General features: G+C 65.8%; 10 protein-coding genes and 1 pseudogene. 7 read left to right on the forward strand and 4 right to left on the reverse strand.

Going from position 1 to position 12,984, the window contains the following annotated elements:
- Window positions 1-30: 30 nt before the first annotated feature.
- Both ABZ855_RS39535 and ABZ855_RS39540 read right to left on the reverse strand, forming a co-directional pair.
- Window positions 31-477 (reverse strand): histidine phosphatase family protein, encoded by a 447-nt coding sequence (locus ABZ855_RS39535; protein WP_360815797.1) that lies wholly within the window; start codon window positions 475-477, stop codon window positions 31-33.
- A gap of 229 nt (window positions 478-706) precedes the next feature.
- Complete coding sequence (locus tag ABZ855_RS39540) at window positions 707-1,378, reverse strand: GNAT family N-acetyltransferase (RefSeq protein ID WP_360815800.1); 672 nt, start codon at window positions 1,376-1,378, stop codon at window positions 707-709.
- Between the two features lie 283 nt (window positions 1,379-1,661).
- On the opposite strand from ABZ855_RS39540, the gene metG reads away from it, so the two are divergent.
- The gene (gene metG / locus ABZ855_RS39545; RefSeq protein ID WP_360815803.1) at window positions 1,662-3,185 is read left to right on the forward strand and encodes a methionine--tRNA ligase; all 1,524 of its coding nucleotides are present in this window, start codon (window positions 1,662-1,664) and stop codon (window positions 3,183-3,185) included.
- A 56-nt stretch (window positions 3,186-3,241) separates the two neighbouring features.
- On the opposite strand, the gene ABZ855_RS39550 is transcribed toward metG, so the two are convergent.
- Both ABZ855_RS39550 and ABZ855_RS39555 read right to left on the reverse strand, forming a co-directional pair.
- Window positions 3,242-3,820: a GNAT family N-acetyltransferase gene (locus ABZ855_RS39550; RefSeq protein WP_360815806.1), complete on the reverse strand. Its 579-nt coding sequence runs from the start codon at window positions 3,818-3,820 to the stop codon at window positions 3,242-3,244.
- Window positions 3,817-4,259: pseudogene (locus ABZ855_RS39555) on the reverse strand (IS5 family transposase); the annotation flags it as partial. The pseudogene ABZ855_RS39555 and the gene ABZ855_RS39550, both read right to left, overlap by 4 nt.
- A 472-nt stretch (window positions 4,260-4,731) precedes the next feature.
- Between ABZ855_RS39555 and ABZ855_RS39560 the strand changes: the two are divergent.
- The 6 genes from ABZ855_RS39560 to serS all read left to right on the forward strand — a co-directional run bounded on the left by ABZ855_RS39560 (window position 4,732) and on the right by serS (window position 12,974).
- Window positions 4,732-5,196 carry a hypothetical protein gene (locus tag ABZ855_RS39560; protein ID WP_360815809.1) on the forward strand — a complete coding sequence of 155 codons (465 nt, stop codon included), beginning with the start codon at window positions 4,732-4,734 and terminating at the stop codon, window positions 5,194-5,196.
- 289 nt (window positions 5,197-5,485) lie between these two features.
- On the forward strand, window positions 5,486-6,190 hold the full coding sequence (locus tag ABZ855_RS39565) for a nucleotidyltransferase domain-containing protein (protein ID WP_360815811.1): 705 nt from the start codon (window positions 5,486-5,488) through the stop codon (window positions 6,188-6,190).
- A gap of 51 nt (window positions 6,191-6,241) precedes the next feature.
- On the forward strand, window positions 6,242-6,718 hold the full coding sequence (locus ABZ855_RS39570; protein WP_360815814.1) for an NUDIX domain-containing protein: 477 nt from the start codon (window positions 6,242-6,244) through the stop codon (window positions 6,716-6,718).
- A gap of 550 nt (window positions 6,719-7,268) precedes the next feature.
- Window positions 7,269-9,734: a leucine--tRNA ligase gene (leuS, locus tag ABZ855_RS39575; RefSeq protein ID WP_360815817.1), complete on the forward strand. Its 2,466-nt coding sequence runs from the start codon at window positions 7,269-7,271 to the stop codon at window positions 9,732-9,734.
- Window positions 9,735-10,601: 867 nt separating this feature from the next.
- On the forward strand, window positions 10,602-11,105 hold the full coding sequence (locus tag ABZ855_RS39580; protein WP_360815820.1) for an ATP-binding protein: 504 nt from the start codon (window positions 10,602-10,604) through the stop codon (window positions 11,103-11,105).
- Between the two features lie 582 nt (window positions 11,106-11,687).
- Window positions 11,688-12,974 (forward strand): serine--tRNA ligase, encoded by a 1,287-nt coding sequence (gene serS, locus ABZ855_RS39585; RefSeq protein WP_360815822.1) that lies wholly within the window; start codon window positions 11,688-11,690, stop codon window positions 12,972-12,974.
- Window positions 12,975-12,984 lie beyond the last annotated feature (10 nt).

Here is a 12,984-nt window from a genome sequence, read left to right on the forward strand (position 1 = left end):
AAGGCGACGGCCACCACGAAGTAGACCCACTCAACAGACCGGGGTCGGTCCCATTACATGAGCCGACCCCGGGAACATTCCGTGAGCGCCCACACCCGGTATCGCGGACAGGTCCTCCAGGCACGCACGGACCCGCTCGCCGGTCTGCCGTGAGGAATCTCCGTTCCGCGGTACAAAGTCCCGGTCCTGGACCGATGCAGCCCAGTCGGCCATGAACTCCTCGATGGACAGGCCATCCGCCCAGTTCATCCGCTCCCGGAGGCGGTCATCCCTCTGCACTTGTATCCCGCTCGCTGACGCGATGAACTGTGCCGTCTGAAGGGCTCGACGCAACGGACTGCTGTACACCGCGCTCAACCTGGCGCGGGCCAGCCACTGTGCGGTCGTAGCGGCCTGTTCTCGCCCTAGAGTTGTCAGGCCAGGATCGCCGAGTTGCCGCTGCTTCTCGGCATGCTGCACCAGGTAGAAGGTTGTCACAGACGCAGCATGATCAGCTGTTGTGTACGCCGCCAATGATTTACCGATACGTCATCAGTGGGGACCCCGCGGTGCCATTGACCTTGCTTTCCTGGCCGTCCTGTCACTCGACCTGCGTCCCGCCCGGCGTCCAACACCGTGGGATTCGGCGCTCTCGGATGAGCCTTCAACGGCATCGCATGCGCACTCACTCGCTACCGGTGACTCCCTGGTGAGACAGCGTTGCCGCTCAGGAGCCATCGGGCTGGAACCTCTTGATCATGAAGGTGCAGGCGTCGGCAACCTGATGCGTCACGCCTTCGACGTCCTGGTAGGACCAGCGGTCGAGGTACGGAGCAGCAGGGTGGTAGCCCAGTCGGGAGTAAAGAGCCGCCGCCCGAGGGTTATTCTCGTCCACTCCCAGCCCAATGCGCTTACCGCCGCGCTTCCGCACCAGTTCCTCAGCCGCGCGGATCAGGGCTGTTCCGATCCCTTGGGAGCGGAAGGACTCCGGCCACACTCCCAGACCGTTGATCTCTGGGCAGTCCCCGTGAGCTGCCTGGACTTCGGGAGCGGTACACCCGTCCCACCTCACCTCGCAGCTCCCGACTGGCTGTCCATCGTGCCAGGCAACGAGAAACGTACTGGACCCGGCTTGCTGTCTGGCATGTCGACGAGCATGGGATGACACGACGCCCGGAGACGGAATGTGCCGATCGAGCAGGGCAACCTCGTGTTCCTGACACTCAGCGATCCGCATAGACCCAATCTTGCAGCCCGCAGCAGTGCGTTCGCCATCCAATTCGCATCCGAGGAACCACGTCAGCAGCGCAGATGGTGACTCCTTGGACTGCACCGGCCCAAACGGCAACCTGACCCGCCGGCGCAGCTCACCCAAAATGAGACGCTGGCCGAGCTCCATCGCTCTCGGCGTCGATTCGTTCGTCGACGAGGCGGCGCGGGGCTATTGCCCGGCTCGCGACTGGCACCGGATCCCCCGGGTGCCAAGGAGCCCCGCCGGTAAATTCCCACCAGGCCACGCAGTCTGTTGCTAACATCGAGCCATGATCGCGCCCGTATCCCGAACCCAGATGATGCCCCGCCAGCGGGGCTGCTGATACCGGACGCGCGACGTTTCCGAGGCCCCGAGACGGGGCCTCGATGTGTTTGCGGATCGGAGTCTCGCCTCTCGACAGGAGGTTCCGATGACCGCACCACGCCACTACATCACCACGACCATCCCGTACGTCAACGCCCGCCCGCACCTGGGCTTCGCCCTTGAACTGGTCCAGGCGGACGTACTCGCTCGCCACCACCGCCGCCGAGGCCATCACGTTCGCTTCCTCAGCGGAACGGACGACAACTCCCTCAAGAACGTCCTGGCCGCCGAAGCCGAGGGCATCGACGTCCAGGACCTGGTCGACCGCAACGCCGAAGCGTTCGCCGCACTGCGTGAGCCCCTGGCCCTGTCCTTCGACGACTTCATCCGCACCAGCCGCGACCCGCGGCACCGCGTCGGCGTGGAACGCCTGTGGCGCCAGTGCGCCGAGTCCGGCGATCTGTATCGCAAGCACTACGAGGGTCTGTACTGCGTCGGCTGCGAGCAGTTCTACACGCCCGACGAACTCGACGATGGCCACTGTCCCGAGCACGGCATCAAGCCCCAACTCGTCGCCGAGGACAACTGGTTCTTCCGCTTGTCCCGCTACGCCGACACCCTGCACGAGCTGATCTCAGAGGGAACCCTGCGGATCGAACCGGCCGCCCGCCGCAACGAAGTCCTCGCCCTCATCGCCAGCGGGCTGCACGACTTCTCGATCTCCCGTTCCCACACCCGCGCACGAGGCTGGGGCATCCCCGTCCCCGACGACCCCAGCCAGGTCATCTACGTCTGGTGGGACGCGCTCGGCAACTACGTCACCAGCCTCGGGTACGGCACGGCCGATGACACGTACGACCGGTGGTGGGTGAACAGCGCGCAGCGCGCCCATCTGGTCGGGAAGGGCGTCGTACGCTTCCACGCCGTCTACTGGCCGGCCATGCTGCTATCCGCGGGACTGCCGCTGCCCACCGACATCCTGGTCCACGACTACCTCACCGTCGACGGCCGCAAGATCAGCAAGTCCAGCGGCACGACCGTGGACCCGGCGGAACTCGTTGCCGAGTTCGGCACGGATGCGGTGCGCTGGTGGCTGCTTCGGGAGGTTCCCCGAGTCGGTGACGCCGACTTCACACGGGAGCGGCTCGCCGCTCGCGCCAATGCCGACCTCGCGGGCGGTTTGGGCAACCTCGTCAACCGGGTCGTGACCATGGTCCACCGTTACCGGAACGGCAGCGTGCCCATCCCGCGCGCTGGCACGCCGGCCACCGACCAGTTGGTCACTGCCTGCCACAACGCGCCGGGCCGGATCGATGCGGCACTGTCCGACTTCGACTTCCGCCGGGCAGCCACCGCGGCGTGGACAATCGTGGATGAAGTAAACCGCTGCATCGACAACACCCGGCCCTGGGAGTTGGCCAAGGCCGAACGAGACAGAGACATCAAGGCAGGAGAATGTCTCGATGCGGTCCTCGCTGTCCTTGTTCGGGCATGCCGCGCGCTGGCAGACGAGTTGCACCCCTTCATCCCCGGTGCTGCCGCCCGCGTCGCCGATCAGTGTGCGGCGATCAACGGGATCCTTCCTCCCGCGAACCCACTGTTCCCCCGGATCAGCGAGGGCACCGCTTAGAGGTCGTCTCTTTTGGTACCGAAGCGACAGGAGTTGAGCTCGGCCGGTTCAGATCTTCAGGGGGAGGGAGTGCCGTTAACGGGCGACGTAGGGCGGTTCAGCCGCCAGATCACGTCGATCCCACTGTCTGAGGGAGCTGCGGGCGGCGTTACTTGTTCACGCCGGGCTTCGGTGAAGCCCAAACGGCGTGGTATGGCGCCGCTGGAGATGTTGGCCAGGTCGTGCGCGATTTCCAGGTACTGCACGTCCGGCAAGGCGAATGCCTCGGTCACCATGGCCGCCGTCGCTCTCGTGGCAATGCCCTGGCCGGTGGCGGCAGGGTGCAGCCAGTACCCCATGCTCCAGCCCTGAGGTTCGGCCCCGCGGTAGGTCGAACACATGCCGATGAACGTGCCGTCCCTGGCGATGGCGTAGTTGTACGCGTCACCGCTGTCCCACTTCGAGTCGGACTTCGCGAGGAAGTCTCGGGTGCTCTCCTCGCTGTGGCGGGCGACCCACGGCATCCACGGGCGCAGGTGGTCCAGAGACTCCTCGATCAACCTGAACACCGGATCGAAGTCGCTCTGTCCCTGCCAGCGTCGCAGAGCGAAGTCTCCGCACTCGACGATCTGCCTCGGCCGCTCCATGACGGTCATGATTGTCCCGTAGAACGGCTCACTGCAACGGGATATAGAAGGCCCGGTGGGCCCTCTACCTGGCCAAGACGGCGATAGCAGATCAGAGCGGCGGCGATGCCAGCGAAGGCCAGGAAGTGTGCGGCCTTACGCTCGTAGCGGCGGTGCAGGCGGCGGCACCCGGCCAGCCAAGCCACCGTGCGTTCCACGGTCCAGCGATGCCGGCCCACCCGCTGGGGGTCTCGATGCCTTTGCGGGCAATGCGTGGTGTGATGTGCCGCGAACGCAGCCACCGTCGCAGATGGTCGTAGTCGTATCCCTTGTCGGCATGCAGCTTGGCGGGCCGACGCCGACGCGGCCCGCGCCGCGAACGCATGGGCGGGATACCCCGCACGAGAGGTTCCAGCCCCTGGCTGTCGTGGGTGTTCGCGGCGGAGATCCCGATGGAGAGGGGCAGACCGGTCCGCTCGGTGACCCGGAAGCGGCTGAATCGTCATGCTGTTGCTGGACGCTGTAGTCGCCGCGGTCTTGTTGAGGGAGCGCGCGTGCGTCCGGGCTGGCAGGATGGTGCGCTATGCCATCGCACCCACTGCTGAGTGCTGAGTCCGTCGATGTACTGGAGACCTACCTGGAAGAGGTGGGTACCGTCTTCCGGATCTTCCGGGAGCAGGACTCCGGCTGTGTTTCCTACGGGGTCGCTGTTGGCGACGAGCGGTGGTTCGTGAAGGGTGCGACTGTGCCGGAGGCTGCCGCTTCGCTGCGCCGTGCTGTGGAGGTCCATGCTGCGGTCGAGCATCCGCTGATCGTGCCTCATCCAGCACTCCTTCGACGTCGCTGGTGGACTGGCTCTCGTCTATCCGTGGGTGGATGGCGAAGTTCTGTACCACCCGACCGTGTCCTGCCACGGTGGCCGTGCTGCTCCTGACAGTCCGATGGCCCGATTCCGCAGGCTCCCTGTCCCGGGCATCCTCCGGGCTCTTGAACAAATCCTCGATGCACACCTGGCCGTCGAGCGAGCGGGGCTCGTCGCCGTCGATTTCTACGACGGCTGCCTGCTGTACGACTTCGAATTCGACCGCATGGCGCTGTGTGACTTGGACGAGTATCGGCCGGGCCCGTTCGTTCTGGAGGCCGATCGACTGCCGGGGTCGAGGCGCTTCATGGCCCCTGAGGAGTTCACCAGGGGCTCGACCATCGATATCCGAACGACCGTGTTCGTGCTCGGCAGGATGCTGCGTCTGCTGCTGGATGCAGGAGATGATGAGCAGGAATGGCGCGGTTCGCCGCCACAGCTGAAGATCATTGAGCGTGCCACTGCCAGCGATCCTGCTGACCGGTTCGCCTCGGTTGAGGCCGTGGTGCAGGCATGGCGTGGCGCAAGCAGTGTGCGCAGTTGATCTCTCTACTGTCACGGTGAGCGAAGCAGCGCCTTGTGCCATTCGCGCCTGCGCGAGCGGTCTCGCCGCGATCAATGAGCGCTCAATGGTCACCGGAGGCAACGGACAACAGCTCGCCCCCTTACAGGGAGTAGTCGGCCATGGAGCAGGCCAGCGCACATCCACAGCCTGTGGACGGTTTCAGTGACCAGCCGATGCGTACGAAGGCTAAGACATGGCGCACGTCGGCTCGCCCGAGTGACTGAAGAAACCACATGCGTGACGCGTTCTGGATGCCGATAGTGGCTGCATGGATCCGGTTGTCGTTGCCCGCGCCGTCGTAGAGGAACGTCATCCTGCCGCTCGAGCGGCATTTCTGGGAGGCAGCGTGCTGACGGAGCACCGCACGGCCTTGTCCGACCTGGACATCGTGGTGCTGTTGCACGGTCTGCCGGCTCCGTACAGACAAAGCCTCCAGTACGGCGACTGGCCCGTAGAGCTCTTCGTACACACCGAAGAGACCTGGCACGCATTCGTAGACCGGGAAACACGCAAGCGCCGCTCCCCACTTCTGTGGATGTGTGCGGATGGGGAGCTGCTCTTCGACGTGGATGGGCTCGGCGAGCGTCTGGCTGCCGAAGCCAGAAAACTGGCTCTCGCGGGTCCACCTGCGATGCCAGCAGAGGAGATCGAGGACTTCCGCTATGCGATCACGGATCTCCTGGACGATCTCGCGGGGAGCACCGATCAGGGTGAGCTGCTGTTCATCGCCTCAGAGCTGGCGAGGCGGACAGGTGAACTCGCGCTGGCCCTCGGCGGGGCATGGGGTGGCGGCGGGAAGTGGCTGGCACGCCGCCTCGAGGACGCAGCACCTGGACTCAATGCCCGGCTGCACCACGCTGTCCGTGCGGCATTGGATGGGCAGACCGAAGCCCTTGTCGGCGTGGTTGACGATGTCCTGGCTCGGGCTGGCGGACGGTTGTGGGCCGGGTATCGGCGCAGTGGAACTCCGTGACTGGGCGGGAACGCGACATCGTGCGCGCCCCAGCGGCTCTACCGTGGAGCGATGACTGAAGCTGTGGGTGGTCGCGCTGCGTTCCAGGTATTGGTGCTGCCGTACCGGCAGACGGACACAGGGCTGGTCTACGCCTTGTTCCGTCGCTCGGACGGTGCCTACTGGCAGGGGGTGGCTGGTGGTGGCGAGGCGGGAGAAGAACCGCTGCAGGCCGCCAGGCGAGAGGCAGCCGAGGAAGCAGGTCTGGTTGGCGACGTCGAGTTTCTCGAGCTGGATGCGCGGGCGACGATCCCAGTGGTGCACGTCACCGGTGAGTTCACGTGGGGGCCGGATGTGCTGGTGATCCCCGAGTTCGCCTTCGGGGTCCGAGTAGACACCCCAGAATTGGATCTCTCAGGCGAGCACACTGAGTACGGGTGGTTCGCCTTCGAGGCTGCGATGCGGGCGGTGCAGTGGGACTCCAATCGGACGGCGCTGTGGGAGCTCGATCATCGTCTTCGGCACGGCGGGCCTGTTCAGCCGTCCTGAACCGAGAGAGGTGCATGCGAGCCTGGTGCTCGTCTGTGCCTGAAACGGAGCAGTAGCGCGCCAATCTCGTTGTGGCCAGCAGCCTGGACCCTCTACTGTGCGTCGTTAACACGCAGATGGAGACGAGTACCCCGGGAGCCGTCAGTGCAGGTAGGTGATTCCTTCGCTGTCCGCGGTTGGCTGCGCCACCACGGGCTGCTGAAGGCCGCCCTCTCCTCCCTTGCCCTCCATGAGCTTCTCCACCTGGATGCCCGCCGTCTTCAGTTGGCGGTGCCTTTCGTGTCCGGCACGTTGCCCCTCAGCTCTCAGGTCTTGCCCCGACTAGCGGCCTGACCAGGAGTGCGGGAGACGTTCGGCAGTCTGTGCCGCAGCGTCCGTTGATCCCGTTTCTCTTTGCGGCGTGGCCAGGCGGCAGCGGCACAATTCGGCACAGCTTGCTGATCCTCCTGAGCCCGTTCGCGACCAGTCCAGTCACCTGCCCCCTGCCGGCCGGTCGTCGGGCCTTTCCGACGGAACCCGGTTCGTGGGGACTTCTCGAACGAGGGAATCCATGGCTGAATCCATTCCAGCGCAGCAGTTTGATCCACACGCCATCGAGGCGCGCTGGCAGCACCTGTGGCGGGAGAAACGGACGTGGGAGGTCACGAACACCTCCGTCCCGCACAAGAACGCGTACGTGCTGGAGATGCTGCCGTACACCAGCGGTGAACCGCATGTGGGCCACCTCAAGAACTACGCGGTCGGCGATGCGGTCGCGCACTTCCTGCGCCGGCAGGACTACTACGTGCTGCACCCGATGGGGTTCGACGCCTTCGGCCTGCCCGCGGAGAACCATGCGATCCGCACCGGGAAGCATCCTCGGATCTCGACGGATGAGTCGATCGCGTCGTTCCGGGAGCAGTTCCAGCGGTGGGGTATCTCGATCGACTGGTCCCGGGAGATCAGCACCCACCAACCGTCCTACTACCAATGGACGCAGTGGATCTTCCTGCAACTGTTCAAGGCGGGCCTGGCGTACCGCAAACGCTCCGCCGTGAACTGGTGCCCGCAGGATGCGACGGTGCTCGCCAACGAGCAGGTGGTGGACGGGCGCTGCGAGCGGTGCGCCAGCCTGGTGGAGCTCAAGCAGCTCGACCAGTGGTTCTTCCGCATCACCAACTATGCCGAGCGGCTGCTGAACGACCTGGACGGCCTGGACTGGCCCGAGCATGTGAAGACCATGCAGCGTGCCTGGATCGGACGCTCCGACGGGGCCAGCGTGTCCTTCCGGTGCGCCGAAGTCGACCACGAGATCCAGGTGTTCACCACCCGGCCCGACACCCTGTACGGCGCCACGTTCCTCGCGCTGTCGCCGGAGCACCCTGACCTGGAGTCACTCACCTCAGGTACCCCGCAGGAAGCCGCGGTCCGCGAGTACGCCAATGCCGCCCGACGCGCCGGGCACAGCGACCGCGGGAACGATGAGCGGCCCAAGACCGGGGTCATCACCGGCCGGCACGCCATCCACCCCCTGACCAGGAACAAGATTCCCATCGTGGTGACCGACTACGTACTCATGGAGTACGGCACCGGCGCCATCATGGGCGTGCCGGCCCACGATGCCCGAGACTTCGACTTCGCCCGAGTACTCGGACTGCCCATCCAGCCGGTCATCGCCCTCCCGGACGGCACGATTCCCAAACTGCCCTATGCCGGCGAGGGAGTGGCCATCAACTCCGCCGGGATCGACGGAGCCTCCAGCAGTGACGCCGCGGCGCGCATCACCGCGCAGCTCGCCGACGCCGGGCAGGGTGAGGGAGTGGTCAGCTTCCGGCTCCGTGACTGGCTGCTGTCACGGCAACGCTATTGGGGCTGCCCTATCCCGATCGTGTACTGCGACGACTGCGGACCGGTACCGGTGCCAGAGGAGCAGCTGCCCGTGCCGCTGCCCGACGTGGAGGACTACGCCCCGAAGGGCAAGTCACCGCTCGCGACGGCCGATGAGTGGGTACGCACCTCGTGCCCCGGGTGCGGAGCTGATGCCCGTCGGGAGACGGACACGATGGATACTTTCGTCGACTCGTCCTGGTACTACCTGCGCTACTGCGACCCGGACAACAGCACCGCTCCGTTCAGCCAGGAAGCGATGCGCGCTTGGATGCCTGTCGATCAGTACATCGGCGGGGTCGAGCACGCCATCCTGCACCTGCTGTACTCGCGGTTCCTGTGCAAGGCGCTGGCCGACCGCGGCCACCTGCCCGTCCAGGAGCCCTTCGGGAAGCTCTTCACACAGGGGATGATCACCAGAGACGGCGCGAAGATGTCCAAGTCGAAGGGCAACGTCGTATCGCCCCGAACCATCGTCGAGAAGTACGGCGCCGACACAGCCCGCTGCTACGTGCTGTTCATGGGGCCACCGGAGCAGGGAGCCGACTGGTCCGACGAGGGACTCGAAGGCGTGTACCGGTTCTTCAAAAGGGTCTGGCGATACACCGAGGAGATCACCAACAGCCCCGCTGCCATTATCGGCAAGAACCCTGATCCCGAGCGTAACCTCGCGCTGCGCCGGAAGACGGCCTGGGCCATCAGCAAGGTCACCGAGGACATGTCGGGGCGGTTCGCGTTCAACACCGCCATCGCCGCGCTCATGGCACTGTCCAACGACTGCAGCAAAGCCCTGCAGGACGGCATCTCAAAGGAGGTGGTGACCGAGGCTGTGAGCACTCTGGCCTCGCTCCTCCTGCCCTTCGCCCCGCACGTGGCCAGCGAGGTCTACCACCGGCTCACCGGCAAGCACGTGTGGGAAGAGCCATGGCCGGTCGCTGAGGAGGAACTGCTGCGCATCGAGGCGGTCGAGATGATCGTCCAGGTGAACGCGAAGTTCCGCGGCCGCATCAGCGTGCCCGCGGACGCTTCCGACGACGACGTCCGGCATGCGGCCCTGGGGCTCGCCGCCGTGCGGCAGGAAACCGAGGGCCATCACGTCAAGCGAATCATCGTTGTACCAGGCCGGCTGGCGAACGTGCTGACCGGCTAGTGCCCGCGCTGCGTCCCAGGGCTGCCGTCGCGCATCGCTTGGGCGCAGCCGCAGCATGCCCCGGCGACAACAGGTTCACCGGCACGTGGTGTCGCGGGCCATGGGGATGTTCGGCAGCTTGCCGTTCCAGAGCTCTCGCTCACCTGGGGCGTGAAACCATAGCGTTCGTAGAAGCGGATAGCGCCCCACTCCGCGGTCGCGGCCTGGCGAGCAGGTGGGGGCAACTCCTCCAGCAGATAGCCGCGCAACGCGGAATCCTTAGCCACTCCCCGACCCTCCCTTTGAACCGCCGTGTCACACCGCCTCGATCTTCTCATCGCCGAAGAGGTGGGGCAGATATCGGCCCGTGCCCGGATGAGGGTGCGGCTACGCGAAGCGGCCTACCGGGCGGTGCGCAACGCCAGCGCCGGGCCCCGGTGATCCTGGCCAGCCATACCACCACCACGGCAGCGCTTCCCGGCTGCTGACCGTCGCAGATGGAGCCTTCGTCGGCGCCTGGAGAGCGGCGGCTGGGGCGGGATCATCGACGTCGAGAAGGTCAAGGCGTACGTCGGCATCGTCAGATCCGGTGAATCGTGACCACGCGCCAGCAGAGGGAGGCACGCGTGGAACCGCTCGACCCTGAGGTGATGATCCGGCCGGTGCACAGCTGCCTCAGTCCCAGATGACATTGCAGCGGTGATATCACCTCAGCGATAGGTGGCCAGGACACATACGGTCCATGGTGGTCGTCCGCCGCCTGCTGAGCTGCTGCCGGTTCCATGGGGTCACCTGTGGACGCGCGCCCGGTGCAGTCGGCGAGCGACCCATTCACCTGTGGGAGATCGCGCTGACGCCATAGCTCCCGCCCCTCGAGAGGTCATAGCTATGCCCCGCCCACTCGGAAATTCGCCCTACGCGTTCACTGTGCCCTCAGTCGAGGCAGTGCCAGCAGCACGAGCCCGCGTTGTCCACCGTGCACAGCGACTCGGGCTGGCTCTGGATGAGGAATTGACCAACGACTTGCGGTTGCTCACCGGAGAAGTCATCGCGAACTCGGTAACGCACACACAGGCTGCGTGCGTGGTATCGGTGCGGTGGACCGGAGATAGGCTGCGCGTCGAAGTCACCGACAGTGACCCCACCTTGGTAGGTCCCTCCCGGGCCAAGGCAATGGACGAAAACGGGCGGGGCCTATTCCTCGTTGCCGCATTGGCAACCGCGTGGGGCTCACAGCCTTGCGTGGCGGGAAAGAACACCTGGTTCGAACTGGCAGTCCCCGCTTCCGTAGAGGACGCCGCAGCCGTACCCGCCTCGCAGGCTGATGCCGCTACAGGGGAGCCCGTATCGATAACCAGTACGCATGCAGGAATCGAGCATCAAGCAGCTTGAGCTCCGGTCCAGGCCGCCGACAGACATTCAAATTTTCAGAACCGTTGTTGTGCCATGACGTTGTTGGCACGTCTGAAGCCTGACGAGCGGATAGGTCTCATCGCTGCTTGGTGGGCTTCCATGTGCGACCTGCGCGCCATCCCCTTCACCGGACTGTCTGACCCCACCTTGATCAGGTCGGCTTCCAGCGCTACCCGTACCTCTCCGCGCAAGGGGCGCCGAGACGAGTAGCCGACCCATGTGGGGGACGGCTTCGGAGATATTCGGTGTTGCCGAGGAAGCTCTGGGTCTAACCTCTCCACCAACGCGATGACGGAGACAAGTAGCCAGGGTCCACGCGAGCCGAGAGAGCTGCCGGTTGCTGGGAAGGCAGACTCGCGCCCCTGGGTGAATCCCCTCCCGAGTGCGGGGAGGAACGGCCTCACCGGAGGTCCAATGCCCCGCCGGCTGACCCCCGTGACCGGGTCGTGAAAGAGGCCACCACCTGGTGGTGAAGGCGTGGTGGCACCGCGAGTTACCCCTTCTCGCCCGCGCTCCCAAGGGATCACGTCATGATGACTGATCGAACGGAGCACCGGCAGGATGATCGATGTCACCCTGATTCGCCAGAATCCGGCCCATGTCCAGCAGGCACTGGCCAAGCGGGCGGTCGACGTCGACCTCGACGAGTTTCTTCGACTGGACGACGACTACCGGCAGATGCGGGCCGAGGTGGAGCGCCTGCGCGGGGAGCGCAAGAGGATCTCCGGCGAGATCGCACAGGGACAACGGATCGGCGAGAACGTGGCAAGCCTGCACGGCGATGCGACGGCCGTGGGCGAGCATCTGACCGCCGCCGAGACGCGGCTCACCGAACTGGACCAGGCGCGTCGGGCATTCCTCGATCCCCTGCCGAACCTGCCCGACGCGGACGTGCCGGCCGGGGGCAAGGAGAGCAACGAGGTCATCCGCGAAGCCGGCCAGCGACCGGAGTTCGGTTTCACACCGAAGGACCACGTGGAGCTCGCTCGCACGCTGGGCCTGGTCGACTACGAGCGGGGCACGAAGCTCGGCGGCAGCGGCTTCTGGATCTACCGGGGCAACGGCGCGCTCCTGGAGTGGGCGCTGCTGAATCACTTCCTGGAGGCCCATGTGCGGGACGGTTACGAGTTTGTGCTGCCGCCGCACATCCTGACCTTCGCGGCTGGGTACACGGCGGGTCAGTTCCCCAAGTTCGCCGACGAGGTCTTCGCCCTGGAACGGGGGGACGACGGTCCGGATCGGTTCCTGCTGCCGACCGCGGAGACGGCCCTGGTCAATCTGCACCGGGACGAGACGCTGCCCGAGGCGGAGCTGCCGCGGAGGTACGTCGCGTACACGCCGTGCTACCGCAAGGAGGCCGGCGGCTACCGCACGGCCGAGCGGGGGACCCTGCGCGGGCACCAGTTCAACAAGGTCGAGTTGTTCCAGTTCACCCACCCCGACACCTCGGACGCCGCGCACGAGGAACTCCTCGGCAAGGCAGAGGAGTTGGTGAAGGAACTGGGCCTGCACTACAGGATCACGCGCCTGGCAGCTGGGGACACCAGCGCAGCGATGGCCAGGACGTACGACGTCGAGGTGTGGCTGCCGAGCATCGAGGCGTACGTCGAGGTCAGCTCGGTGTCGAATGCCCGCGACTACCAGGCGAGGCGCGGCAACATCCGCTACCGGCCCCGGCAGGGCAAGTCGGCGTACGTGCACACGCTGAACGCCTCGGGCCTGGCCACCAGCCGTCTGGTGCCCGCGCTGCTGGACCAGCACCAGCAGGCCGACGGCACCGTGCCGGTCCCGGACGTCCTGCGGAAGTGGATCCCGAGCGGTGTCCTGGCGGCACCGGTGCCGGCCTGACGCTGAGCGG

Source organism: Streptomyces sp. NPDC047042 (assembly GCF_040644035.1).
Classification (GTDB): domain Bacteria; phylum Actinomycetota; class Actinomycetes; order Streptomycetales; family Streptomycetaceae; genus Streptomyces.